The sequence below is a fragment of the Actinophytocola oryzae genome, assembly GCF_004364325.1.
Taxonomy (GTDB): domain Bacteria; phylum Actinomycetota; class Actinomycetes; order Mycobacteriales; family Pseudonocardiaceae; genus Actinophytocola; species Actinophytocola oryzae.
On the sequence record NZ_SOCP01000004.1, the window covers coordinates 536,098 to 560,887 of the forward strand.

Consider the following 24,790-nt stretch of genomic DNA (forward strand, 5'->3'; position numbering starts at 1 on the left):
CTTCCTCGTTCGGGCCCGTGCTCAGATGAAGTCCTCCGAGCAGGGGGCCGAGCCGTCCTTGTAGCCGCGGCGGAAGGCCTCCACCCTGGCGAAACCGGACTCGACCGGGTTGCCGTTGATGTCGGCCGCGATCAGGCTGTCGTCCTGGAGCAGCTCCGCCACCGCCTCGTCGAGGTCGCCGACCGCCAGGTGCAGCTTCTTGTCCTCGGTGTTGGGGTCCTTGTCCACCGTGAACGCCGTCCAGGCACCCGTCAGGCACGCCGTGCGCAGGCCCGCGTTCTCGTCGTCGAGGTCGGCGCCGATCTGCTTCTGGATCGCCAGGGTGTAGCGCGACGCGATCTCGGCGAACGCCGCGAAGTCACCGATGCCGGCACCGGCCGTGCCCGGTTCCGTGCCCTGGGCCGGGGGCTTGGCGATCTGCTTGAGCTTGTTCACGTCGATCCCGACGATGTTCTCGTCGGGGCAGTACGTCGCGGGGGAGGTCGACTTGCCCTTCTCGCACTTCGAGTCGTTCTGGGTGATCTCCGGCTGCTCCGCGCCGTTGTCCTTGAAGGCGTCGTCGAGGCTGTCCTGGAGCAGGCCGAGCGTGTTGTCGTCGATCGGGGCGTTGCCGCTCACCCTGTCGTCGGCCTTGCTGCGCTCCTGCTCGGTGATGCGGCTGTCGATCTCGTCCACGTCCATGGTCGCGCAACGCTTCGGGTCGTGGCTGAAGCCCTCCTGGAACGCGAACACCCGGTCGAACGCGAGACCGTGCGCGCCCTGGGTCTGGTGGTCGAGGCCCGCGGGGTCGCGGATGAAGAACAGCGTCGCGAGGATGTCGTTCAGGCCCTTGCCCGTGTTGAGCTGGAAGTGCTTGGACTTGTCGTCGACCACCCAGCGCATGAAGTTGCCCATGTAGCAGTCGGCCTGCTGCTCACGCACGATCGTCGGCGTGCTCTGGCTCATGCTGCTCTTCTCGCCGAGCCGGAACTGGACGGCGTGACCCATCTCGTGGGCCAGGACGCCGACCACCGACATCGGGCCGAACATGTCCGTCAGCGACGGCAGCAGCACGCCCCGGTCCCACGCGATCGCGTCCTCGCCGTTGCCGCCGCAGTAGAAGGCGTTAACGAAGCCCGCCGTCGACTCGCCGCAGATCGTGACGCCCGCGCCGTTCGAGTCGTAGGAGACCAGGCGCTGGATGTGGGTGAACTTCTCGTCGAACAGGCCCGGCAGCTGCTCGTCCCAGTAGTCGTAGAGGTCGGCCACGGCGTTGGTCGCGAGGCGGTCCTCCTCGCTGCCGGTGGTGCCCTCGACCGTCAGGTCGGCGTCCGGCACCCCCTGGCGCGGGCCGGTGGGACCGTCGTTGTTGACGTCGAGACCCCCGGCGTCGTTGGGGTCGATGGCCGTGGCGGCGGACGGCCTGCCGGGCACCACCTGCGCGGCGCACCCACCGACCTGGACCACCATCGCCGCGACCGCGGCAAGGGTGAGGACCACCCGCACCCACTGCACTCGCACAGCTGAACCCCGTTCCGAGAACCGTCTGGTCAAGCGAACCCTACTAACCCGATCGGGTGCACGTACGCGGAACCGGCGAGTCGCTACAGGCCGCAGGCATTGATGCCCTGAAGCGTGCCCTTGCGGAACAGCGACACCCGGTCGAAGCCGGTCGCGACGGCCTTGCCGGCCGCGTCGCGGCCCGCGTAGTCGTACCGCAGGAGCACCTGGATGGACTCGTCGAGGTCACCGGGCGACAGCGCGAACCCCTTCTGCCGGGTCAGCAGGGTGCCCGTGTAAGCGCCGGTGACGCACAGTAACGCACGTTGCGCGTCCTCGCCCTCCAGTGGCTTGCCGAGGGTCTTGAGCGCGGCGAGGCTGAACCGCGAGGCCAGGATCGTCCCCGTCGCGAAGTCGCCGATGTCGGTGTGCAGCTTCGGCAGCTCGCCCTCGGTGGACACGTCGATCTCGCCGGTGTCCTCGCAGTAGGCGATCGGGCCCTGGTCCGCGCCGCCGCACTCCGGCTCGGTGTCGGACGTGCGCACCGGCGGCGCCGTCCACGGCTTGCCGAACGGGGCCAGCATGTCGTTGTAGGACTTGCCGAGGTCGTCGGTGATGGTCGTCAGCAGGGTGTCGAACTCCAGGTTGCCGCCGCGTTCCGCGTCGTCGGCGGACAGGAAGCCGCGCTGGGTGAACGTCCGGTTGTCCACGCTCATGTCCTTGCACAGGCCGACACCCTGGTCGTAGCCGTCCTGGAAGGCGGACACGCGGTCGAACGCGTCGCCGTGCGCGCCGTCGTCGGACTGCTCCGTGCCCACCGGGTCGCGGAACATGACGAGCGCCTCCATGGCCGTGTCGAGCCGGTCCTTGGTGATCCTGAGGTGCTTGGCCTTCCCGTTGACGACCCAGTGCACGAACGAGCCCGCGTAGCAGTCGGCCTGCGCCTCGATGAGGATCGTCGGGTACGCGTCGGGGTCGGCCTGCTGCTTGGCGACCGTCAACCCGGTCCGCCGCTGCACGGCGTGGCCCATCTCGTGCGCCAGCACGAACATGACCGCCGCCTCGCCGAACTTCTCCTTCAGCACGGGCAGCAGCGCGGCCCGGTCCCAGGCGATGACGTCCTCGGTGGGGCAGTAGAAGGCGTTGCCCTCGACGTCGGAGGCGCGGCGGGCGCACGGTGGCGCCTTCGCGGTCGCGCTGGAGGTGTCGACCGAGTAGTAGCCACCCTCGAGGTCTGACCACTGCTTGTCGAACGCCGTCGGGAACGTCTCGGTCCAGAACTGCTGCACGTCGGTGACCACCGTCGCGGCCAGCTGGTCGATCTCGCCACCGTCGGTGTTGTGCACGAACGACGGGTCGACGCCGTTGCCCGGATCGGTGTTGACCACGGAGTCGCCGTTGGTCGGCGTGCCCGCGATGGTGGTCGTGCAAGCCCCGAGCACGAGCAGAAGCGGCACGAGCATGACGAGGACGGGTCGCGTGCGCACGGCTCTAGTGTGCCGGTCCTAGCGTTTCCGTGTCGTGAGGACGGCTCAATACGGCCAGAGCGACGATCGCGACCACGCCCTGTGCCGGTGCGGCTGCGTAGAGTGCGCCACCCGGGTCGCCGTCGCTCACCAGTCGGCCCGCGACAGTCGTGCCGATGCCGAAGCCTGCCCACATGACGCTGAACACCCAGGCGAAGGCCTCGATCCGCTGCCCCTCCGGGGTGAGGTCGCCGACCAGTAGCTGTTGGAGCGTCTCCACCGGACCGTTCACCAGGCCGTACAGCGTGTAGGTCGCCGCGACGAGCACGAGCGCCGCCGAGCCCGCCATGCCTGCCAGGACAAGGACAGCCGCGCCACCCAGGTGCAGCGTCACCAGCTGTGCCCCTGGGCTCCCCGGCCAGGTGCGGGCGCCGTAGCCGAGGCCGCTCACCACCGCGCCGAGTGCCAGCGCGCTGGTGAGCACACCGGCCCTGCCCGTGCCTGATGCGGCGGCCACGGCCGCCACCTCGAGGCAGCCGAAGCAGAACGTGTCCAGGACGACCATCCCGAGCAGGAGCCGCACCCTCGGCTGTGCCAGTGGCCCGAGGAACCCGCCACGCCGCTTGGTCTCCCGCTTCGCGCGCAGCGCCGGCGTGAGCGCGATCAGCAGGTCACCGGAGAGCTTCACCACGCCGGTGACGGCCACGACGGCCTGCGCGGGCATGAGCAGCAGCAGGCCACCCGCGATCATGGGACCAGTCAGGAAGGTGGCGGTGTTCACGGCGGCGTCGAAGGCGTAGGCGGTCGTGACCTGCTCCGCCGGGATGATCGTCGGCCACAGGCCGCGCACCACCGGGCCGGCGGGCGGGATGGTCGCGCCGAGCAGACCGGTGGCGACGCACAGCACCGCCACCGGTGCGTTCGTGAACAACCCCGCGACCAGACCAACCCAGGCGACCGTGTGGGCCGCCACCATGGTCAGCAGCACCCGGTGCGGCTCGCGCCGGTCCGCCTGGCGGCCCCGCACCGGGCCCGCGATGGCGTTGACCACCGCGAAGACCATCACGATCAACCCGGCGCTCGCGTAGCCGTGGCGCTGCGTGAGCGCCACCAGCAACGCCAGGTTCAGCATCGAGGTGGACACACGGCCGAGCAGCACCGCCGCCGTCAGCCCGCGGACCCCCGGTATCCGCAGCAGTTCGCGGTAGCGGCGCACGCCAGGAGGTTACTCGGGCACCATCCAGAGCACGCCCTGCGGCGGGAGCTGGAGCAGCGCCGACGCGGGCTGGCCGTGCCACGGCCGGTCCTCCGCCTCCACCACGCCCATGTTGCCCCAGCCGGAGCCGCCGTAGTTCTCGGCGTCGGTGTTCAGCACCTCGCGCCAGCGACCGGCCTTCGGCAGGCCCACCCGGTAGTTCTCGTGGGGGTGGCCGGCGAAGTTGGCGACACAGGCAACGGCCGCGCGCTCGTCCGCCGGATCCAGGCGCAGGAAGCTCGCCACGTTGTTCGCCGAGTCGTTCGCGTCGATCCAGTGGAAGCCCTCCGGCCGGTTGTCGGCCGTGTACAGGGCGGGAAGCGCGCGGTAGGCCCGGTTGAGGTCGGCCACCAGCCTGCGGAGGCCCTCGTGCAGCGGCTCGTTCAGCAGGTGCCAGTCCAGCGAGCGGCTCTCCGACCACTCCTGCGGCTGGCCGAACTCCCCACCCATGAACAGCAGCTGCTTGCCGGGGTGTGCCCACATGAACGCCAGCAGCGACCGCAGACCGGCCGCCTTGTTCCAGTCGTCGCCCGGCATGCGCGTCCACAGCGACCCCTTGCCGTGCACGACCTCGTCGTGCGACAGGGGCAGCATGAAGTTCTCGCTCCACGCGTACATCAGCGAGAACGTCAGCTCGTTGTGGTGGTAGGACCTGTGCACCGGGTCGTGGCCCAGGTAGCTCAGGGTGTCGTGCATCCAGCCCATGTTCCACTTGAAGCCGAAGCCGAGGCCGCCGAGGTGCGTCGGCCTGGTGACACCCGGCCACGCCGTCGACTCCTCGGCCACCATCAGCGTGCCCGGGTGGTGCTTGTAGACGGTCGCGTTCAGCTCCTGCAGGAACCGCACGGCGTCGAGGTTCTCCCTGCCGCCGTGGATGTTCGGCAGCCACTCGCCTTCCTTGCGCGAGTAGTCCAGGTACAGCATCGACGCCACGGCGTCCACCCGCAGGCCGTCGATGTGGAACTCCTCGAGCCAGTACAGGGCGTTGGCCACGAGGAAGTTCCGCACCTCCGTGCGGCCGAAGTCGAAGACGTAGGTGCCCCAGTCGGGCTGCTCGCCCCTGCGCGGGTCGGCGTGCTCGTAGAGCGGGGTGCCGTCGAACCGGGCCAGCGCCCACGCGTCGCGTGGGAAGTGCGCGGGCACCCAGTCCATGATCACGCCGATGCCCTTGTCGTGCAGGGCGTTCACCAGCTCGCGGAACTCGTCCGGGGTGCCGAATCGGGACGTCGGCGCGTAGTAGGAGGTGACCTGGTAGCCCCACGAGCCGCCGAACGGGTGCTCGGCCACCGGGAGCAGCTCCACGTGCGTGAAGCCGTTGTCCGACACGTAGTCCGCGAGCTGGGTCGCCAGCTCGCGGTAGCCGAGGCCGGGGCGCCACGAGCCGAGGTGCACCTCGTAGACGCTCATCGGCGCGCTGACCCACTGGGTCGCGTCGCGGCGGGCCACCCACTCCTCGTCGGTCCACAGGTGGCTCGAGACCGTCACCCGCGACGCCGTCGCGGGCGGGACCTCGGTCGAGAAGGCCATCGGGTCGGCCTTCTCGTGCCAGCTGCCGTCCGGGCCGAGGATGCGGAACTTGTAGCACGTGCCGGGCGGCAGCCCGGGCAGGAACAGCTCCCAGACGCCGGAGGAACCCAGCGAGCGCATGGGGTTGGCGCGGCCGTCCCAGCCGTCGAAGTCGCCGCACACGCGGACACCGCGTGCGTTGGGCGCCCACACCGCGAACGACGTGCCCGTCACGGTGCCGTCGGGGGTCTCGTAGGAGCGCACGTGCGCGCCGAGCACGTCCCACAGTCGTTCGTGGCGGCCCTCGCCGAGCAGGTGCAGGTCCAGCTCGCCCAGGGTGGGCAGCCAGCGGTACGGGTCGTCGGCGACGACGGGGTCGCCGCCGTAGTCCACCTCGAAGCGGTAGGAGCCTGGGTGGTCGGTCAGGACGCCTGCGAAGAGGCCGTCGGCCACCTCGTCCAGCTCGGTCCTGGTGTCACCGGCCAGTACCGCGACGGCCTTGGCGCCGGGGCGGTACGCGCGGGCGACCGTCGTGCCGGCGTGGTCCGCGTGCACGCCGAGCACCGAGTGGGGGTCGTGGTGAGCGCCGGCCAGCAACCGGCGCAGGTCGTCGTCGGCGGGCTTGCCCGGGTTCGCTTTCATCGTTGTTCATTCTGCCGTTGTGCGGGGCGACCTGCTCAACAGGCCCGCATTCGGCTCAACCCTGGGCGATGTAGGACTCGAGCTGCTCGTTGTGGGACTCGAGCTGTTCGATGCGGCTCTTCACGACGTCGCCGATGCTGACGATCCCGACGAGCTGCCCGTCCTCGACCACCGGCATGTGCCTGACGCGCCGCTCGGTCATGATCTCGGCGAGCCGGTCGACGCCCTCGTTCGGGTCGCACGTGACCACCTGGCTCGTCATGATCTGGTCGACCTGCGCGGTCAGGAGCTCGGCGCCCCGCTCGTCGAGGCGGCGCACGACATCGCGTTCCGACACGATGCCGACCAGCGCGCCGGAGGAGTCGACGACCACCAGTGCACCGACGTTGTGCCGGGCGAGGTCGTCGAGCAACCCGGTCACCGACTGTTCCGGTGGCACCGTGGCCACTTCGGAACCCTTGGCACGCAACAGATCCGCGACCCGCATGGGTGACACCCCGTTTCGTCGGCCCGGCCTCGTCATCGATGGCGCTGCCTTCCAGGCTAACGAGGGTCGCGGGCCGCCGCTCGACGGCGACCGCCGGTGGGGACCGGGCCCTCAGGCTCGGCGCTGGATCGCGGCCAGGGGGATCGCCGCCCAGTCCGGGCGGTTGTGGTGCTCGTAGCGGACCTCGTACACGGCCTTGTCCAGCTCCAGCGCGCGCAGCAGCACGGCCTGCTCGCCCGGGTCCTGGCCGACCTCCGCGTAACCCGCGCAGAACGCCGCCCGGTTGCGGTCCGACCACTCGGTCGCACGCGCGGCCCGCTGGCGGTCGTCGTCGCCGGGCAGCAGGTGGAAGGCCGCGTAGTCGAACGACCGGAGCATGGCCGCCACGTCCCGCAGGGGGGAGCGGGGCACCGACCGCTGCTCGGGCGTCGCACCCGGCTCGCCCTCGAAGTCGATGAGGATCCAGCCCGCCGTCGTGCGCAGGACCTGGCCGAGGTGCAGGTCGCCGTGGATCTGGTGGATGGGCACCGCGCCGGTGATGCCGCGGACGGCGTCGAACGCCGCCCGCAACATCGTCTCCTCCGGCACCAGGGCCGGGACCTCGCCCAGCACGACGTCGAGGCGTGCGTGCATGGCGTCCACTTCGGACCCCAGCTCCTCGGTGCCGATCATCCGGTGCCCGGTCGCCGCGGCCAGCGCGGTGTGCACCTCGGCGACCGCCGCGCCGAGCCTGCCCGCCTCGCCCGCGAAGTCGCCGCCGACCTCGTCCGCGTGCAGGTCCCCCTCGGCGAGGAGGTCCCGCACGCTCGCCGTCGCCATCGCCCAGCCCTCGACCGCGTCGGGCAGGAACCGTTGCATGAAGCCGAGAACCACGGGTGTGTCCACGCGCTCGTCGGTCAGCACGCCGAGCGGGGTCGCGATGTGCGGGTTGCCCGCCAGCGCCCGGTGCAGGTCCACGTCGCGGCTGCGGCCCTGCTCCGGCTGGCGGTACAGCTTCAGCACACCCAGCCCGTAGACCAGCGACGTGTTGCTCTGCTCGACGCCCATCTGGCGGGGCCGCACGCCCCGCTCGATGGGCTGGTCGGCCTCGAACCGCAAGCCCGACGGGGAATCCCCGGCGAGCAGGTGGTCGAGCAGCGCGGTCATCAGGTCCGGGTCGGCGGCCGCGTCGTACACGGTCCGCCCCGCCAGGCTGCCGATGACCGCGTGTGCCACGTGGTCCGGCACGTGGTCGCGGATGCCGAACAGCAGCTGGTAGGGGTCGCCGCCGTCGACGGACACCATCGCGTGGACGAGCGCGGGGTCGCCGTCGATCAGGACCGACGACCGTACCGTGTGGACGGACGTCGGCACGCGGCCCTTGGTGCGGAAGAAGCGTTGGCCGACGAGCCACCGTAACAACTTGTCCCCGAGGTCCTCGGCGACCTCCGCGGGTCGGATGACGGTCAAAGCGTCTCGCCTTCGTCGGATTCCGATGTGATCTGGAACCAGTAGAACCCGTGACCGGGCAGCGTGAGCAGGTAGGGCAGCTCGCCGATCGCCGGGAACCGCACACCGCCGGTCAGCTCGACCGGCACGCACCCGGCGTGCTCGGACAGGTTCAGCTCGACCGGCTGCGGGAAGCGCGACAGGTTGTTCACGCAGATGACCAGGTCCTCGGCCTGCCCGTCGGCGGCGGGCAGGTGGCGGAGGTAGGCCAGCACGCTCGGGTTCGACGAGCCCAGCTCGACGAAGTCGCCGAGCCCGAACGCCGGGTGCTCGCGCCGCACCTGCAGCATGCGCCGCGTCCAGTGCAGCAGCGACGACGAGTTGTTGAGCTGCGCTTCCACGTTCACCGACTGGTAGCCGTACACCGGGTCGGCGATCACGGGCAGGTACAGGCGACCCGGGTCGCACCGCGAGAAGCCCGCGTTGCGGTCCGGCGACCACTGCATGGGTGTGCGCACCGCGTCGCGGTCACCGAGCCAGATGTTGTCTCCCATACCGATCTCATCACCGTAGTACAGAACGGGCGATCCGGGCAGGGACAACAGCATGGCCGTGAACAGCTCCATCTGGTTGTCGTCGTTGTCCAGCAGCGGGGCGAGGCGCCTGCGGATGCCGATGTTCGCCTTCATGCGCGGGTCCTTGGCGTACTCCGCGTACATGTAGTCGCGTTCGTCGTCCGTGACCATCTCGAGCGTCAGCTCGTCGTGGTTGCGCAGGAAGATGCCCCACTGGGAGCCGGTCGGGATCGGTGGCGTCTGCGCCAGGATCTCCGAGATCGGGAACCGCGACTCGCGCCGCACGGCCATGAAGATGCGCGGCATCAGCGGGAAGTGGAACGCCATGTGGCACTCGTCGCCGCCGATGGCCGGGTCGCCGAAGTACTGCACGACGTCCGCGGGCCACTGGTTGGCCTCGGCGAGCAGGATCCGGCCCGGGTACTCGTCGTCGACGACCTTGCGGCAGCGCTTGAGGAACTCGTGCGTGCGTGGCAGGTTCTCGCAGTTGGTGCCCTCCTCCTCGAAGAGGTAGGGGACCGCGTCGAGGCGGAAGCCGTCGATGCCGAGGTCCAGCCAGAACCGCAGGACGTCGATCATGGCGTCCCCGACCTCGGGGTTCTCGAAGTTGAGGTCGGGCTGGTGGGAGAAGAACCGGTGCCAGTAGAACTGGCCGCGCACCGGGTCGTAGGTCCAGTTGGACGACTCCGTGTCGACGAAGATGATTCGCGCGTCCGAGTACTTGTCGTCGGTGTCCGACCACACGTAGAAGTCGCCGTAGGGGCCGTCGGGGTTCTGGCGTGACTCCTGGAACCACGGGTGTGCGTCACTCGTGTGGTTGAGCACCAGGTCCGTGATCACGCGCAGTCCTCGGCGGTGCGCCTGGTCGACCAGGTAGACGAAGTCCTCGACGGTGCCGAACTCCGGCAGCACGGCGCGGAAGTCGGAGATGTCGTAGCCGCCGTCGCGCAGCGGCGAGGCGTAGAACGGCGGCAGCCACAGGCAGTCCACGCCCAGCCACTGCAGGTAGTCCAGCTTGTCCGCGAGGCCGCGCAGGTCGCCGGTGCCGTCGTTGGTGAAGTCGTTGAAGGCCCTGACGAGCACCTCGTAGAAGACCGCGGTCTTGTACCAGGTCGGCTGTTTCGGCGCGGATCTCGCATGCCGGAAGTCATCCGCGTTCGGTTCGACGAGATGTCCGTCGGCGGTGACCGACTCTCCCGTGTGTGGCACCCCGTCGAGGCCAAGGGCGGCGTCCGGACGTGGGGAGTCCGGCGCAGCTTCCGGCGTATCGATCATTCCCGCACCTTCACATGTTCAGCATTCCACCCAACAGCCTTTGTCGGGGGAGTGACGATCATGGTGCCAGGTCCGTCACCGCCCCCTCCTCCATGGTCACTGCTCTGACCGCATCACGCATGACGCGGGCGCCGCCGGATCCCCGGCGGCGCCCGTTCGGCTCAACTCAGGCGCGGTAAGTGGCCCACTGGCTCTGCATGCGAGCCTTCTGGCCGGGGGTGAACTGGTTGTAGCAACTGTCGTAGCTGTAGTCCATGTAGTTGTGGATCGGGTCGACGCCCGCCGCGGGGCAGGTGTCCTTGCCCGCCGGGCAGCCGCTCGTCTCGGTCCGCTGGGCCGGGGTGTCGGCCACCTGGTCGTTCGAGGCGCTGCAGCCGCCCTGGAACGTGTGGTAGAGCCCGAGCCAGTGACCGGACTCGTGGGTCGCGGTCTTGCCGAGGTTGAAGTTGGTGATCGGGCCGCCCGGCAGCGAGCCGTACTGGATCACGACGCCGTCGAGCTGCGGGTCGTCCGCGTACCAGGACGGGAACGTCGCGTAGCCGAGGTAGCTGGTGTTGGTCGACCAGATGTTCAGGACCCCGGCGTCACCCTCGTGGGTGGCGGTCTTCATCGCCCGCTCACCGGAGGCGCTGTCCGGGTCGTTGAACCAGCTGTTGTTCTGCCACCGGCGGACCGCCTGGAGGGTGAACTGGAACTCGGTGTTCGACGCCTGCGACGACTCGCCGCCCGCGTAGTCCTGGTTCATCTCGGCGATCTGCTGGGTGATCTGGGTCTGCGTCACGTTGCCCGTGCCGTCGGAGGCGTAGACGACGTGGAACACGACCGGGACCGTGACGACGGCCTGGACGCCGACGTCCCTGCCCGCCGCCTTCTTCGCGGCGAGCTTGGACTTCGCGTCCTTCTCCGCCGCGGCCACCTGCGCCTCGGTCATCTCGTTGCGCTCGTGCTCCTGCGAGCCGGGCTTGACGCGTGCGGCCGAGCCCTCACCGGTCGCACACTCCACACCGGACACGTCGGAGTGAGTCGGGGCCGCCACGACCGAGGCCGCGGGCAGCACGGCGAAGGCGGACGCGGACATGGCGAAGGCCGCCACCGCGACGGCGCTTCTTCGTAGAGACATGCACGTACCTCTCAGCAGGGGGCATGACCCTTCCGTGTCACGCCATGCATCGGACCGTACGTGCTGGGTCGCGACGGGGACAGTACTTGTTACCTGTCCCCGTCCGGCTGACAGTTACCGGTTATCAACGCGTTACGGAGAGTATGTGCGCCACGGCCTGCAGGGGGTCGAGACGCACGTAGTTGGCCTGCCCCCACTCCCACGTCGCCCCGGTGACCTCGTCGTGCACGACGAGCTTGTCCTGCCAGTCGTGCCCGATCGCGGGCAGGTCCAGGTACACCATGCCGTCCTGCGCGTGCACCGGGTCGAGCGTGACCACGACGATGACCGTGTCACCCGTCTCGGGGTCCTGCTTGGAGTACGCCAGCAACGCGTCGTTCTCGGTGTGGTGGAAACGCAGGGTGCGCAGCTGCTGGAGCGCGGGGTGCGCGGCGCGGATGGTGTTGAGCCTGGTCAGCCATGGTTCGAGCGACCGGTTCTCGCTCAGCGCCCGGTCGAAGTCACGCGGCCGCAGCTCGTACTTCTCCGAGTTCAGGTACTCCTCGGAGCCCTCCCGGACCGGCTCGTACTCGTACAGCTCGTAGCCGGAGTACACGCCCCAGCTCGGCGAGAACGTGGCCGCCAGCACGGCACGCAACGCGAACATCCCCGGGCCGCCGACCTGCAGCGACGCGTGCAGGATGTCCGGGGTGTTCACGAACAGGTTCGGCCTGCCCTCGTCGACGTGTTCGACGATCTCGTTGCCGAACTCGATCAGGTCGGCCTTGGTGGTCCGCCAGGTGAAGTACGTGTAGGACTGCGTGAACCCGAGCTTGGCCAGCCCGTAGAGCCGCGCCCGCCTGGTGAACGCCTCGGCGAGGAACAGCACGTCCGGCTCCAGGGACTTCACCTGGTGGATCAGCCAGTGCCAGAAGTTCGGCGGCTTGGTGTGCGGGTTGTCGACGCGGAAGATCCGCACCCCGTGGTTGACCCAGTGCATGACGACCCGCAGCACCTCGGCGTAGATGCCCTCGGGGTCGTTGTCGAAGTTCAGCGGGTAGATGTCCTGGTACTTCTTGGGCGGGTTCTCGGCGTAGGCGACCGACCCGTCCGGCCGGGTGGTGAACCACTCCGGGTGGGAGGTCACCCACGGGTGGTCCGGCGCGCACTGCAGCGCCAGGTCGAGCGCGACCTCCATGCCCAGCTCGTTGCTGCGTGCCACGAACCGGTCGAAGTCCTCGATCGTGCCCAGCTCGGGGTGGATCGCGTCGTGGCCGCCGTCCGGCGAGCCGATGGCCCACGTCGAGCCGACGTCCTCCGGCACCGAGATGACGCTGTTGTTGGGACCCTTGCGGTTGACGTGCCCGATCGGGTGAATCGGGGGCAGGTAGACGACGTCGAAGCCCATCCGCGCGACCCGGTCCAGCTCCTTGACCGCGGTGTCGAACGTGCCGTGCACCGGCTTGCCGGACTCGTCGACCCCGCCGGTGGAGCGGGGGAAGAACTCGTACCAGGACCCGTACAGCGCCTTGGGCCGGTCGACCCACATCTGGTACTTGCGGCCACGGGTCACGAGGTCGCGCAACGGGTTGGCCCACATGTACTTCTGGACCGGCCCGGCGAGGGCCTCGGCGATCCGCTGCGGCAGCGGGCGTGAGGTGTCCCGCAGTGCCCTGGCCGCGGACACGAGCATCGCGCGCTCGCCGTTGTGGGGGAACCGGCGTGCGGCGCGGTCGAGCAGCAGCGCGCCGGACTCGAGGTCGTTGGCCAGCTCCTCGGCGGTCTGCGCGGCGGCGACCTTGACCTCGACCGCGTGCCGCCAGGTCGACCAGGGGTCGCTCCACGCGTCGATGCGGAAGGTCCACATGCCCGTCGCGTCGGGCCGGATGTCCGCGACCCACGTGTCGGCGTGCGGGTCGTCGACGTCCATTCTGGTCAGGCGCTCACCCTTGTCGCCCGGGCCACGCCACACGACGGTCGCCGCGACCGCGTCGTGACCCTCTCTCCAGACCGTCGCGCGTACGGGAATGTGTTCGCCGACGACCGCCTTGCCGGGGTAGCGGCCACAGCTGATCAGTGGGGAAACGTCGTCGATACCAAGGCGGCCACTCATGCCAGGCAAGCCCTCCCGCGCGCTCTGAAGGTGATACCTGAAGTGTGCCCCGTCCTGTCCAGGGTCACACGTGCGCCCCGCACGTGAAGTGCGGTCGGTGGTGCCCGCTAGGGTCGATCGACGTGAAAGCTGTACGTCGCTTTACTGTGCGTGCCGGCCTGCCCGAGGCGCTCGCCGAGCTGGAGACGCTCGCGACCAACCTCCGGTGGACGTGGCACCCGCACACGCAGGACCTGTTCGCCACGATCGACGCGGGTGTGTGGGAGCGCCTCGCCGATCCGCTGCGGCTGCTCGCGGAGGTGCCCGCGAGCAGACTGGAGCAGCTCGCGCGCGACGACGGCTTCCGGGCCAGGCTCGCCGAGCTGTCCGAGGACCTGCGCCGCTACCTGACCGAGCACCGGTGGTACCAGCAGCGCAGGGGCGAGCTGCCCTCCGGGCGGATGGCCGAGTCGATCGCCTACTTCTCGATGGAGTTCGGCGTCACCGAGGCGCTGCCGAACTACTCGGGCGGCCTCGGCGTCCTGGCCGGCGACCACCTCAAGGCGGCGTCCGACCTCGGCGTGCCGATCATCGCGGTCGGCCTGCTGTACCGGTCGGGCTACTTCCGCCAGTCGCTGTCGCTCGACGGCTGGCAGATCGAGCGCTACCCGGTGCTCGACCCGAACGCGCTGCCGCTGTCGCCGCTCGTGGAGCCATCGGGTGCGCCGATCCTCGTGCACGTCGCCATGCCGGGTGGCCGCGTCCTGCGTGCCAGGGTGTGGAAGGCGCAGGTCGGCCGCGTGCCACTGCTGCTGCTCGACTCCGACGTGGACGGCAACGACGACGACCTGCGTGGCGTGACCGACCGCCTCTACGGCGGCGACCAGAACCACCGCATCCGCCAGGAGATCCTCGCGGGCATCGGCGGCGTCCGCGCCGTGCGGACCTACTGCGAGCTGACCGGCCATCCGCAGCCCGAGGTGTTCCACACCAACGAGGGTCACGCGGGCTTCCTCGGCCTCGAGCGGCTGCGTGAGCTGATGTCGGCCCACCAGCTGACCTTCGACGAGGCGCTGTCGGCAGTGCGTGCGGGCACGGTGTTCACCACGCACACGCCGGTGCCCGCCGGCATCGACCGCTTCCCGGTCGACCTGGTGCAGCACTACTTCGGTGACGGCGCGCTGCTGCCGGACGTCGAGCTGGGCAGGGTGCTCGCGCTCGGCGCGGAGGACAACCCCGGCATGTTCAACATGGCGCACATGGGCCTGCGCCTCGCGCAGCGGGCCAACGGGGTGTCGCAGCTGCACGGCGAGGTCAGCCGGGACATGTTCGGCGGCCTGTGGCCGGGCTTCGACACCTCGGAGGTGCCGATCACGTCGGTGACCAACGGCGTGCACGGGCCGACGTGGACCGCCCGCGAGATGGCGTCGGTCGGCACCGAGCTGGACGACCACGGCCTGTGGGACCTGCGCTGCGACCTGCGCCGCCTGCTGGTGGCCGAGGTGCGCAGGCGGGTGCGCGAGGCGTGGCTGCAGCGCGGTGCCTCGCCGCTGGAGCTTGGCTGGACCGACACCGTCTTCGACCCGGACGTGCTGACCGTCGGCTTCGCACGGCGCGTGCCGACGTACAAGCGCCTGACGCTGATGCTGCGTGACCACGCCCGCCTGCGTGCCCTGCTGCTGGACCCGGACCGTCCGGTACAGCTCGTGGTGGCGGGCAAGTCCCACCCGGCCGACGACGGCGGCAAGGCGCTGATCCAGCAGATCGTCCGGTTCGCCGACGAGCACGACGTGCGGCACCGGATCGTGTTCCTGCCGGACTACGACATGTCGATGGCCAGGTACCTGTACTGGGGCTGTGACGTGTGGCTGAACAACCCCACGCGCCCGCTGGAGGCGTGCGGCACGTCCGGCATGAAGGCGGCGCTCAACGGCGGCCTGAACCTGTCCATCCGCGACGGCTGGTGGGACGAGTTCTACGACGGGTCCAACGGCTGGGCCATCCCGACCGCGGACGGCGTGTCCGATCCGCTGCGCCGGGACGACCTGGAGGCCGCGGCGCTCTACGAGCTGCTCGGCGCGCAGGTGGCGCCCCTGTTCTACGACAGGACCGACGGCGTCCCGACCCAGTGGCTGGCGATGGTCCGCCACACGCTGGCGACGCTCGGGCCGAGGGTCCAGGCCTCCAGGATGGTCCAGGAGTACGTGGAGACCCAGTACACGCCCGCCGCGACGGCCGTGGAACTGGCGGACGCGGAGGGCTACCGGGTGGCGCGCGAGCTGGCGTCCTACCGCCAGCGCCTGTCGGGTGCGTGGCCCCACATCCGGGTCACGTCGTGCGACCTGTCCCTGAACGGCTCGGACTCGCCGGTCCTCGGTGAGCGGGTGGCGGTCAGCGCGTCGGTCGAGCTGGCGGGCCTGACCGCGACGGACGTGCAGGTCCAGGCGGTCATCGGCAGGGTCGCGGACAGCGACGAGCTGTTCGACGTGGTCACGGTGGCCATGAACCCCGAGGGCGACGGCCGCTACACGGCGGAGGTGGCCCTGCCGCACGCGGGCTCACTGGGGGTGACGGCCAGGGTCCTCCCGAACCACGAGCTGCTGGCGACCCCGGTGGAGCTGGGCAGGGTGGTCCTGGCCTGAGCTGACTGTCGGTCCTATGCCGTAGCGTGGATCGAGGGGGCCGGAGGCCAAGCCGCCACCCCCTGACCAGTCAGAACTTCGCGGGAGGGTGCCCATGGGCACCCTCCCGCGAATCGTCCTAGCCCGCCACCTCGAGGCGTGTGCGCGTCTTCGCGACGCGCGGCCACCACTTCGCGAGCTTCTCCGCCTCCCCGATCACCTCGCGGGCGCTGCGGTTGTCGCCCGCCGCCATGTGGGCCCGCGCCAGTGTGGCCAGGTCGTCGGCACGTGCCAGCACGTCGTCACCCGCCCCTGCCGCCTGGCGGGCCAGCACGATGGCCTCCTTCAGGTTCCCCCGCAGCAGCTCCACCATCGCGCGGGGACCGTTCAGCCGGTGCCCCGGGTAGCCGAGCGTGGCCGCGTTCTCGATCGCCTGGCTCGCGGTCGTCAGCCCCACCTCGGCATCGAGCTGGCCCGCCTCCACCGTCGCGCATGCCAGCCCGGCCAGCGCGGCGAACGAGCCGGCCGCCTGCTGCGGGTCGGTCGTCAGGTCGGTCGTCAGCTTCACCGCGAGGATCATGGCCTCCGCGTACCGGCCCTGGGCCTCGAGCACCGCGATCCTCGCCGCCAGCGCGGGGCGCAGGTCGGGGTAGGACTCCCGCAGACGGGCCGCCATCCGCTCGGCGGTCACCAGGTCACCGGCCTGTGCCGCGGACACCGCCCTGCCGATCATCGGCGCGGCCTCCATCTGGCGCGCCAGGTCGGCGCCGGCCATGGGGAGCCGGAACAGCAGCCAGCCCGGCGACGTCGTGGTCGCCGTCTGCTTCGGGATCAGCGACAGCACCAGCGACGCCACGGCACCCGCCGCCAGGCCACGCGTGAACGACCCGTCCGCCGCGAGCACGGCCAGTACGGCGAGCCCCGTCTCGAACGTGAGCGCACACAGCGCCGACACCCACACCCTCACCCGCACGGGTGATCTTGTGGCACGGACGGAGACCGACAGCATCACCGGGACGGCCCGCAACGCCACGATCCGGTGCGGAGTCGACCAGTCCGCCACTCGCGGGCCGACGCCCACGATCAGCCGCGCGATGCTCACCCCGGCCACGACCGTGCTGGTCAGCAGGCCGAACTGGCTCGCGGCCACGGCCGCCAGGCCGCCGACCAGCGCGCCGAACAGCCCGGTCACCGCACCGGGCAGCGACCGCTCGGCCACCACGACGGCGGCCACGGTCACCAGGGTGACGAGCATCCCCGGTCTTGGCAGAACACGAACGACCCGCACAAGCAGCAGACGCTACGCGGCGCGGCTGGATTTCCCATCGTCTCGGCGGACAGTCAAAAGGGCAGAAGCTCAGGTGACGGCCTGCGTGCCGCCCGGCTGGACCGGCAGACCGGCCGCCAGGTACTCGCGGAAACCGCCGACCAGGTCCGTCGCCTTCGGCAGTCCGACCTCCTGGAGGTCACGCGCGGCGAGGCTCGACGAGTAGCCCTCGTTGCAGAAGACCACGACCACCGTCTCGGCCGTGAAACCGGGCATGCGGTGCGTGCCGCCCGGGTCGAGCCGCCACTCCAGGACGATCCGCTCGACCGGCACCGCGCCGGGGATCTCGCCCTCGGCCACCCGGTTGTGCAGTGGCCGGATGTCCACCAGCAGGTGGTCGTCCGGCAGCCCGGCCAGGTCGGCGGGGGAGACCCGCGACAGCCGGGCGCGGGCCCTGTCCAGCACGTCGTCGACGGCACTCACGGTTCGACGGGCTCCTTCGCCAGCTCTTCGAGCGAGCGGCGCGGCGGCAGCGGCGGGATCGACGCCGGGATGTCCAGCAGCGACGCGTACTCGCGGGTCGGGACCAGCGGCGGGGAGTACGCGTGCACCGAAGCCGCCGGTTTCGTCGAAGTGTTCCACATCTGGTGGGCATGGCCCGCGCCGAAACCGATCGTCGCGCCGAGACCGTGGGTCTGGCGCCGGATCTCACCCTCCGGGTACCGGTAGGTCTCCGACATCTCGCCGAGCACCACCGAGAACGCGCCGGAGGCGCCGCCGTGGTCGTGGGGCGCGGTGTGCTGGCCCGGGAGCCAGGACAGCAGCCACACCTCCACCTCCTCGGTCAGCGCGAGCCTCGCCCACCACCGCTGCGGGCTGGCGAACCGGACCTGCTCCAGCAGCTCGGTCCCCCTGGTGGCGGCGACGGTCGAGACGAGGTCACGCAGCTGCGCGGGCGTCCACACCGGACTCAGCGGTTGGACGAGCGCGTCGAAGGAAGGCAGTGTGGCCGTGGACATGGTTGTGCTCCAAGGAAAAGATCACCGGACGGGGTTGACTTACGCACCGTCGGTACAGCCGCACGAGGCGACCAGGAGCAGGTCCACCGTGCGGTCACGCCAGCTCATCAGCGACCGGGACACATCCGTGATGTTGGCATGCCCAGCCTGATTGTGGGAAGTCGTCTCATCTTGTGGTACGCGGCACCCGGAACACCAGCAGTGTTCGAGCGGGGACTGCTACGGACTTGCCCGCGTCCACCGGTCTGATGTCGACCGGCTCGCCACGCGGCGTCCCGCTGTCCAGAACGGGCACGTACAGCTCGCCGAAGCCCGCGTCGGGCAGGGTCATCTCGGTCGGCCTGTCGCCCGCGTGCAGGATCACCAGCCAGCTGTCGTCGGGGATCAGCTCGCCGGAGCGGTCGCGGGACAGGCTGGTCGACCCGTCGAGCCACATGCCCAGCGTGCGTCGCTTCTCGTCGAACCAGTCGTGGTCGGTCATCGGCTCGCCGCGTGGCGAGAACCACACCAGGTCCGGCGTGCCGGAGTGCGACGGACGGCCGTCGAAGAACTCCGGCTGGCGCAGCGCGGGCGAGCCCACACGCAGTGCGATCACCTTGCGTGTGAAGGCGATCAGGTCCTCGGCCTGGGGCGAGGGCTCCCACGAGACCCACGACGTCTCGTCGTCGAGGCAGTACGGGTTGTTGTTGCCGCCCTGCGTGCGCCACCGCTCGTCACCCGCGGTGAGCATGGGGGTGCCGGTCGCCAGCAGGAGCGTGGCCAGCAGGTTGCGGGCCTGCCGGTCCCGCAGCGCCAGCACCTCGGGGTCCGTGGTCGGGCCCTCGACCCCGCAGTTCCACGAACGGTTGAAGTCCGCGCCGTCCCGGCCGCGTTCGCCGTTGGCCTCGTTGTGCTTCTCGTTGTAGGACACCAGGTCCCGCAGCGTGAAGCCGTCGTGCGCGGTGACGAAGTTGATCGACGCCCACGGCCGCCGCGTGTTCGCCGCGTACAGGTCCTCCGACCCCGACAGCCGGTAGGCGAGGTCACGCACGTCCACCGCGCCGCGCCAGAAGTCCCGCACGCCGTCCCGGAAGCGGTCGTTCCACTCCGTCCACTGTGGTGCGAACCCGCCGACCCGGTAGCCGTCCGCCGTCGCGTCCCACGGCTCCGCGATCAGCTTGCACTGTGCGAGCGTCGGGTCGACCGTCATGGCCGTCAGCAGCGCGGAGTCCTGGTCGAACCAGCCGCCGCGCGGGCGGCCGAGCGCGCTCGCCAGGTCGAACCGGAACCCGTCGACCCCCAGCTCGTTCGCGAAGTAGCGCAGTGAGTCCGTGACGAGCCGGACCACCGTGAGCGACCCGGGGTTCAGGGTGTTCCCGCAGCCGGTGAGGTCCACAGTGGCGCCGTTGCGGTCGTGCAGGTAGTACGCGGGCGCGTCGAACCCGCGCCACGACAGCGTCGGCCCGGCCACCGAGCCCTCGCACGTGTGGTTGAACACCACGTCGAGGATCACCTCGATGCCCGCGGCGTGCAGTGCGGCCACCATCGTGCGGAACTCGGCGATCTCCCGGCCCGGCTCGCTCGCGTACGCCTCGTGGGGCGCGTGGAAGCCCAGCGTCGAGTAGCCCCAGTAGTTGGCCATCCCGCGTTTGCGCAGCGACGGCTCGTCCGCGATCGTGTGGACCGGCAGCAGCTCGACGGCGGTGATGCCGAGCCGCACGAGGTAGTCGATCACCGCGGGGTGTGCGAGTCCGAGGTACGTGCCGCGCTGGTGCTCGGGCACTTCGGGGTGCAGCCGGGTGAAGCCGCGCACGTGCAGCTCGTAGATCACCGTCTCCCCGAACGGTGTCTCCGGCTTCACGCCCGTGTCCACCCCACCGGGTGACGTGACGACCGAGAGTGGCACGTGCCCGAGCGAGTCGATCGTCGAGGGCCTGCCGCCCATGGGGTCGCCCTCGTAGCCGAGCACCGCCCTCGGGTCGCCGACCGTGCCCGAGATGCGCCGGGCGTACGGGTCGACCAGCAGCTTCGCCGGGTTGCACCGCAGGCCGCGGGACGGCTCGTAGGGCCCGTGCACGCGGTAGCCGTAGCGCTGACCGGGTGTGATGCCGGGCACCAGGCCGTGCCAGATGCCGAACGTGCGCTCGGTGAGCTCGACACGCCGGCGTTCGCTGCCGTCCTCGCCGATCAGGCACAGCTCGACGGCGTCGGCCACCGACGACGCGACCGAGAACCGAACGCCACCGGCCTCGGGGTGCGCCCCCAGGGGGAACGGATGTCCGGGCAGCACGTGGTCGTCGGGCATTCCTCCATCTTGCCCGGCGAAACGTCCGATGATCAGAGCCGGTCGGTGTGATTCTCGTGGGACTCCCCGTGCGCGGAGACAAACCGAGAGCACGGCCCGGCGAACGCTCCTGTTGAATAGGGCACCGTGACGGGATCCGACCTTGACGACCTTGTCGTGCACATGTCCGGCGTTGGCGTCCGCCGCGGGAAGAACCACCTGCTCGCGGACGTGAGCTGGAGAGTAGAGCTGGACGAGCGCTGGGTGATCCTCGGCGCCAACGGTGCGGGCAAGACCACCCTCCTCAGGCTCGCCGCGGCCGAGCTGCACCCGACGACCGGCGAGGTGCACGTCCTCGGCGAGAAGCTCGGCAGGGTCGACGTGTTCGAGCTGCGGCCACGCATCGGCTTCTGCTCGGCCGCCGTGATCGCGCGCGTGCCGCCGCAGGAGAAGGTCATCGACCTGGTGGTGAGCGCCGGCTACGCGGTGCTCGGCCGCTGGCGCGAGGACTACGACCAGCTGGACACCGGCCGCGCGCTCGACCTGTGCGAGGGCCTCGGCATCGGGCACCTCACCGAGCGTGAGTTCGGCACCCTCTCCGAGGGCGAGCGCAAGCGGACGATCATCGCCCGCGCGCTCATGACCGACCCGGAGATGCTGCTGCTCGACGAGCCTGCGGCGGGCCTGGACCTCGGCGGTCGCGAGGACCTGGTCGCCAGGCTGTCCGAGCTGGCGCTCGACGCGGACGCGCCCGCGACGATCCTGGTCACCCACCACGTCGAGGAGATCCCGCCGGGCTTCACGCACCTGCTCCTGGTCGCGGACGGCGCCGTGGTCGCGCAGGGGCTCATCGACGAGGTCCTGACCAGCGAGAACCTGTCCAGGACGTTCGGTCAGGACCTCGAGCTGGACAAGATCGGCGACCGGTACTTCGCGCGGCGGCGGGCCGCGGTCTAGGTTTGGGCAACGTTACTTAGGAGTAGGGAGGCTGCCTGTGGGTGAGTTCGTCAGGCTCGAGGTCGACGGCGGCGTCGGCACCATCCGGTTGGAACGGCCGCCGATGAACGCGCTCAACCGGCAGGTGCAGGAGGAGATCCGCGCCGCGGCGCAGGAGGCGACGCGGCGTGACGACGTGCGCGCGGTGGTCGTCTACGGCGGCGAGAAGGTGTTCGCGGCAGGCGCGGACATCAAGGAGATGGCCGAGATGTCCTACGTGGACATGGCCTCCCGCGCCCGTGAGCTGTCCTCGTCGTTCACTGCCGTCGCCGAGATCCCCAAGCCGACCGTCGCGGCCGTCACCGGCTACGCGCTCGGCGGCGGCCTCGAGCTGGCCCTGTGCTGCGACCGGCGGGTGGCAGGCGACAACGCGAAGGTCGGCCAGCCGGAGATCCTCCTCGGCGTCATCCCGGGTGCGGGCGGCACGCAGCGGCTCGCCCGTCTCGTCGGACCGAGCAGGGCGAAGGACATCGTCTACACGGGCCGGTTCGTCGACGCCACCGAGGCACTGCACATCGGGCTGGTCGACGAGGTCGTCGCGCCGGACGGCGTCTACGAGGCGGCCAGGGCGTGGGCGTCGAAGTTCACCGGTGCGGCCGCCCAGTCCCTCGCCGCCGCGAAGCTGGCCATCGACGGCGGCCTCGACGGCGACCTCGCGAGCGGGCTGCGCCTGGAGAGCCAGCTGTTCGCCGGGCTGTTCGCCACCGAGGACCAGAAGACGGGCATGCGGTCGTTCATCGAGAACGGGCCGGGGAAGGCGAACTTCAGTGGCAAGTGATCCGGCTCCGAACCCGCACGCGACCGAGGCGGAGGTCGAGGCGGCGCGTTCCGATCCCAAGCTCGCGAACGTGCTGTACCACGACTGGGAGGCCGACACCTACGACGAGAAGTGGTCGATCTCCTACGACGAGCGCTGCATCGACTACGCCACCGGCCGGTTTCGCGCAGCTTGCGGAGCGAACGACAAACACGGTCGTGCGGTGGCGGGCGACGAGGACTGGCCCTACGAGCACGCGATGGAGCTGGGCAGCGGCACCGGCTTCTTCCTGCTGAACCTCATGTCCGGCGGGGTGATCAAGAAGGGCTCGGTCACCGACCTGTCACCCGGCATGGTGAGGGTGGCCCTGCGCAACGCGCAGAGCCTCGGCCTCGACGTGGACGGCCGGGTCGCCGACGCCGAGCGGATCCCCTACGACGACAACAGTTTCGACCTGGTCGTCGGGCACGCGGTGCTGCACCACATCCCGGACGTGCCCGCCGCGTTCCGCGAGGTGCTGCGCGTGCTCAAGCCGGGCGGGCGGTTCGTGTTCGCCGGTGAGCCGACGAAGATCGGCGACACCTACGCACGCAAGCTCGGCCAGTTCACGTGGTGGCTGACGACGAACGTGACGAAGCTGCCCGCGCTGTCGGGGTGGCGGCGACCGCAGTCCGAGCTGGACGAGTCGTCGCGGGCGGCGGCACTCGAGGCCGTCGTGGACCTGCACACGTTCGACCCGACCGACCTGGAGCGGATGGCCCGGGACGCCGGTGCGGCGCAGGTGCACGCGCACACCGAGGAGCTGGCCGCCGCGTTGTTCGGCTGGCCGGTGCGGACGTTCGAGGCCGCGGTGCCCCAGGAGCGGCTGACGATGGGCTGGCGGATGTTCGCCTACAAGGCGTGGCTGCGCCTGTCCTGGCTGGACGAGAACGTCCTGCGGAAACTCGCCCCGCGTGACCTCTTCTACAACGTGCTGATCACCGGGACGAAGCCATAACGTACGAGTTCACCCCGGCCGACGTGCGTTTCCTGCGCTCGACGGCCGGGGTTTCCGCTGTCGCGGCGGTCGACGCGCTGCCGCTGACCTCGCAGAGCTACCTGGCCGACGTCGCGACGGCGCGGCGTCTGGTGGGTGCGCGGTCCGGCGCGGTGCTGGAGACCGTGCTGCTGCGCCGCCGCGCGGTGTCCAAAGTGGACTCGCCGGACGCGTGGCTGTTCACCGACACCGCACTCCAGCAGGCGACGCCCGCGTTGGTGGCCCGGCACCGGGCGCGCCGGTTCGCCGGGCGGGACGTGCACGACGTGACGTGCTCGGTCGGCGTGGACCTCGCCGCGCTGGGCGAGGTCGCCGACCGCTGCGTCGGTTCGGACACCGACGACGTCCGGCTGCTGATGGCGGCGGGCAACACCCCGGTGCCCGTGTGCCGCGCCGACGCACTGCGGCCGGTCACCGGCGGCACGGCCGTCTTCGTGGACCCGGCCCGCCGGGACGCCGCGGGTCGCAGGCGCTGGCACGCGGCGGACTTCGTGCCCCCGCTCGACGCGCTCGCCGAGGTGTATCGCGGCCGGGACCTGGCCGTGAAGTGCGCGCCGGGTATGGACTTCGCCGAGCTGCCGTGGGACGGCGAGGTCGAGCTGGTGTCCCTCGACGGTCAGGTGCGTGAGGCGTGCCTGTGGGCGGGAGCCTTCGCGGGCCCGACCCGCCGCGCCACGGTCCTGCGCGGTGACGGCCGCGAGTGGACCGTCACCTCCGACGACCCGGACGACTGCCCGGTCCGCGAGGTGGGGGAGTGGCTCGTCGACCCGGACGGCGCGGTCGTGCGTGCCGGCCTCGTCCGCCAGTACGCGGCCACGCTCGGGTTCGGCCAGTTGGACGAACGCATCGCCTACCTGACCGGCGACACCGAACCGGCGGGCATCCGCGCCTTCCGGGTGCTCGAACACGGCCACTACACGGAGAAGTCACTGCGCCAGACCCTGCGCGGTCGGGGTGTGGGCAGGCTGGAGATCCTCGTGCGAGGTCTGGACGTGGACCCGAACACGTTGCGCCCCAGGCTGAAGCTGTCCGGCCGCGAGTCGGCGACCGTCGTGCTCACGCGTGTGGGGCGAGCACCCATGGCGTATCTGTGCGCGAGCGGCTAACTTCACGCCGGTGACGATCATTTCGGACGTGCTGGTCGGGTTGGTGGCCCTGATCCATCTCTACATCGTGGTCCTGGAGATGTTCCTGTGGACCAAGCCACGCACGAGAGCGGCCTTCGGCCTGACCGCCGAGTTCGCCGAGGAGACCAGGACCCTGGCCGCGAACCAGGGGCTGTACAACGGGTTCCTCGCGCTGGCGCTGATCTGGGGCCTGATCGCCACGGACCCCACGGGCCTCCAGCTGAAGCTGTACGGCCTGGTCTGCGTGATCGTCGCAGGCCTCTACGGCGCGGCGACGGCCTCGAAGCGGATCCTGTACGTGCAGGCCGTGCCGGGCGCCCTCGCACTGATCGCCGTCCTGCTCACTCCCTGACCCCCGACCCTGGCGGTACTGAAGGACGCCTTCGTAACGCTGGGCGTA

The 24,790-nt window shown here is 70.4% G+C and carries 19 protein-coding genes; 6 read left to right on the forward strand and 13 right to left on the reverse strand.

The features are described from left to right. Nucleotides 1-21: 21 nt before the first annotated feature. From CLV71_RS13500 to CLV71_RS13540, 9 genes are all read right to left on the reverse strand, one after another. Nucleotides 22-1,500 (reverse strand): neutral zinc metallopeptidase, encoded by a 1,479-nt coding sequence (locus CLV71_RS13500; protein ID WP_133903037.1) that lies wholly within the window; start codon nt 1,498-1,500, stop codon nt 22-24. Nucleotides 1,501-1,583: 83 nt separating this feature from the next. After that, nucleotides 1,584-2,966, reverse strand: a complete 1,383-nt coding sequence (locus CLV71_RS13505) for a neutral zinc metallopeptidase (RefSeq protein ID WP_243866417.1) — start codon at nt 2,964-2,966, stop codon at nt 1,584-1,586. Nucleotides 2,967-2,970: 4 nt separating this feature from the next. Continuing rightward, entirely contained in the window at nt 2,971-4,161 is a 1,191-nt protein-coding gene (locus CLV71_RS13510) for an MFS transporter (RefSeq protein ID WP_133903038.1), read from the reverse strand. Between the two features lie 9 nt (nt 4,162-4,170). Beyond that, complete coding sequence (gene glgB, locus CLV71_RS13515) at nt 4,171-6,348, reverse strand: 1,4-alpha-glucan branching protein GlgB (RefSeq protein ID WP_133903039.1); 2,178 nt, start codon at nt 6,346-6,348, stop codon at nt 4,171-4,173. Between the two features lie 55 nt (nt 6,349-6,403). Beyond that, nucleotides 6,404-6,835: a CBS domain-containing protein gene (locus CLV71_RS13520; RefSeq protein ID WP_133903040.1), complete on the reverse strand. Its 432-nt coding sequence runs from the start codon at nt 6,833-6,835 to the stop codon at nt 6,404-6,406. Nucleotides 6,836-6,946: 111 nt separating this feature from the next. After that, entirely contained in the window at nt 6,947-8,284 is a 1,338-nt protein-coding gene (locus tag CLV71_RS13525) for a maltokinase N-terminal cap-like domain-containing protein (protein ID WP_133903041.1), read from the reverse strand. After that, complete coding sequence (treS, locus tag CLV71_RS13530) at nt 8,281-10,113, reverse strand: maltose alpha-D-glucosyltransferase (RefSeq protein WP_133903042.1); 1,833 nt, start codon at nt 10,111-10,113, stop codon at nt 8,281-8,283. Before treS ends, CLV71_RS13525 begins: the two co-directional genes overlap by 4 nt. Before the next feature lie 166 nt (nt 10,114-10,279). Further along, nucleotides 10,280-11,233 carry a zinc metalloprotease gene (locus tag CLV71_RS13535; RefSeq protein ID WP_133903043.1) on the reverse strand — a complete coding sequence of 318 codons (954 nt, stop codon included), beginning with the start codon at nt 11,231-11,233 and terminating at the stop codon, nt 10,280-10,282. Nucleotides 11,234-11,357: 124 nt separating this feature from the next. Beyond that, a complete protein-coding gene (locus tag CLV71_RS13540; RefSeq protein ID WP_133903044.1) occupies nt 11,358-13,325 on the reverse strand; it encodes an alpha-1,4-glucan--maltose-1-phosphate maltosyltransferase in 1,968 nt (655 codons plus the stop codon). 122 nt (nt 13,326-13,447) lie between these two features. On the opposite strand from CLV71_RS13540, the gene glgP reads away from it, so the two are divergent. Continuing rightward, nucleotides 13,448-15,946 (forward strand): alpha-glucan family phosphorylase, encoded by a 2,499-nt coding sequence (gene glgP, locus CLV71_RS13545; RefSeq protein WP_133903045.1) that lies wholly within the window; start codon nt 13,448-13,450, stop codon nt 15,944-15,946. Nucleotides 15,947-16,064: 118 nt separating this feature from the next. Here the strand turns inward: glgP and CLV71_RS13550 are convergent, their stop codons facing one another. The 4 genes from CLV71_RS13550 to glgX all read right to left on the reverse strand — a co-directional run bounded on the left by CLV71_RS13550 (nt 16,065) and on the right by glgX (nt 20,495). Beyond that, nucleotides 16,065-17,180 (reverse strand): tetratricopeptide repeat protein, encoded by a 1,116-nt coding sequence (locus tag CLV71_RS13550; RefSeq protein WP_133903046.1) that lies wholly within the window; start codon nt 17,178-17,180, stop codon nt 16,065-16,067. Between the two features lie 102 nt (nt 17,181-17,282). Next, entirely contained in the window at nt 17,283-17,675 is a 393-nt protein-coding gene (locus CLV71_RS13555) for a rhodanese-like domain-containing protein (protein WP_133903047.1), read from the reverse strand. Next, the gene (locus tag CLV71_RS13560) at nt 17,672-18,211 is read right to left on the reverse strand and encodes a cysteine dioxygenase (protein ID WP_133903048.1); all 540 of its coding nucleotides are present in this window, start codon (nt 18,209-18,211) and stop codon (nt 17,672-17,674) included. The genes CLV71_RS13555 and CLV71_RS13560 overlap by 4 nt, the downstream gene beginning before the upstream one ends. Nucleotides 18,212-18,377: 166 nt before the next feature. Next, nucleotides 18,378-20,495 (reverse strand): glycogen debranching protein GlgX, encoded by a 2,118-nt coding sequence (gene glgX / locus CLV71_RS13565; protein WP_133903049.1) that lies wholly within the window; start codon nt 20,493-20,495, stop codon nt 18,378-18,380. Nucleotides 20,496-20,657: 162 nt separating this feature from the next. Here glgX and CLV71_RS13570 point away from each other — a divergent pair, with 162 nt between their 5' ends. From CLV71_RS13570 to CLV71_RS13590, 5 genes are read left to right on the forward strand one after another with little or no spacing between them, the layout of a single operon-like run. Further along, the gene (locus tag CLV71_RS13570; RefSeq protein WP_133903280.1) at nt 20,658-21,431 is read left to right on the forward strand and encodes an ABC transporter ATP-binding protein; all 774 of its coding nucleotides are present in this window, start codon (nt 20,658-20,660) and stop codon (nt 21,429-21,431) included. A 37-nt stretch (nt 21,432-21,468) separates the two neighbouring features. After that, nucleotides 21,469-22,248 carry an enoyl-CoA hydratase/isomerase family protein gene (locus CLV71_RS13575; RefSeq protein WP_133903050.1) on the forward strand — a complete coding sequence of 260 codons (780 nt, stop codon included), beginning with the start codon at nt 21,469-21,471 and terminating at the stop codon, nt 22,246-22,248. Beyond that, nucleotides 22,238-23,224 (forward strand): class I SAM-dependent methyltransferase, encoded by a 987-nt coding sequence (locus CLV71_RS13580; RefSeq protein WP_133903051.1) that lies wholly within the window; start codon nt 22,238-22,240, stop codon nt 23,222-23,224. The genes CLV71_RS13575 and CLV71_RS13580 overlap by 11 nt, the downstream gene beginning before the upstream one ends. Further along, complete coding sequence (locus CLV71_RS13585; RefSeq protein ID WP_133903052.1) at nt 23,221-24,369, forward strand: THUMP-like domain-containing protein; 1,149 nt, start codon at nt 23,221-23,223, stop codon at nt 24,367-24,369. Before CLV71_RS13580 ends, CLV71_RS13585 begins: the two co-directional genes overlap by 4 nt. Before the next feature lie 10 nt (nt 24,370-24,379). Then, complete coding sequence (locus CLV71_RS13590; RefSeq protein ID WP_133903053.1) at nt 24,380-24,742, forward strand: DUF1304 domain-containing protein; 363 nt, start codon at nt 24,380-24,382, stop codon at nt 24,740-24,742. The last annotated feature ends 48 nt before the right edge of the window (nt 24,743-24,790 follow it).

Excerpts from the sequence above, each read along its gene's own strand:
- CLV71_RS13535 (WP_133903043.1), bottom strand. The coding sequence starts at position 11,233 with ATGTCTCTACGAAGAAGCGCCGTCGCGGTGGCGGCCTTCGCCATGTCC.
- CLV71_RS13520 (WP_133903040.1), bottom strand. The coding sequence starts at position 6,835 with ATGCGGGTCGCGGATCTGTTGCGTGCCAAGGGTTCCGAAGTGGCCACG.
- CLV71_RS13560 (WP_133903048.1), bottom strand. The coding sequence starts at position 18,211 with ATGTCCACGGCCACACTGCCTTCCTTCGACGCGCTCGTCCAACCGCTG.
- CLV71_RS13550 (WP_133903046.1), bottom strand. The coding sequence starts at position 17,180 with ATGCTCGTCACCCTGGTGACCGTGGCCGCCGTCGTGGTGGCCGAGCGG.
- glgX (WP_133903049.1), bottom strand. The coding sequence starts at position 20,495 with ATGCCCGACGACCACGTGCTGCCCGGACATCCGTTCCCCCTGGGGGCG.
- CLV71_RS13540 (WP_133903044.1), bottom strand. The coding sequence starts at position 13,325 with ATGAGTGGCCGCCTTGGTATCGACGACGTTTCCCCACTGATCAGCTGT.
- treS (WP_133903042.1), bottom strand. The coding sequence starts at position 10,113 with ATGATCGATACGCCGGAAGCTGCGCCGGACTCCCCACGTCCGGACGCC.
- CLV71_RS13570 (WP_133903280.1), top strand. The coding sequence starts at position 20,658 with ATGTCCGGCGTTGGCGTCCGCCGCGGGAAGAACCACCTGCTCGCGGAC.
- glgB (WP_133903039.1), bottom strand. The coding sequence starts at position 6,348 with ATGAAAGCGAACCCGGGCAAGCCCGCCGACGACGACCTGCGCCGGTTG.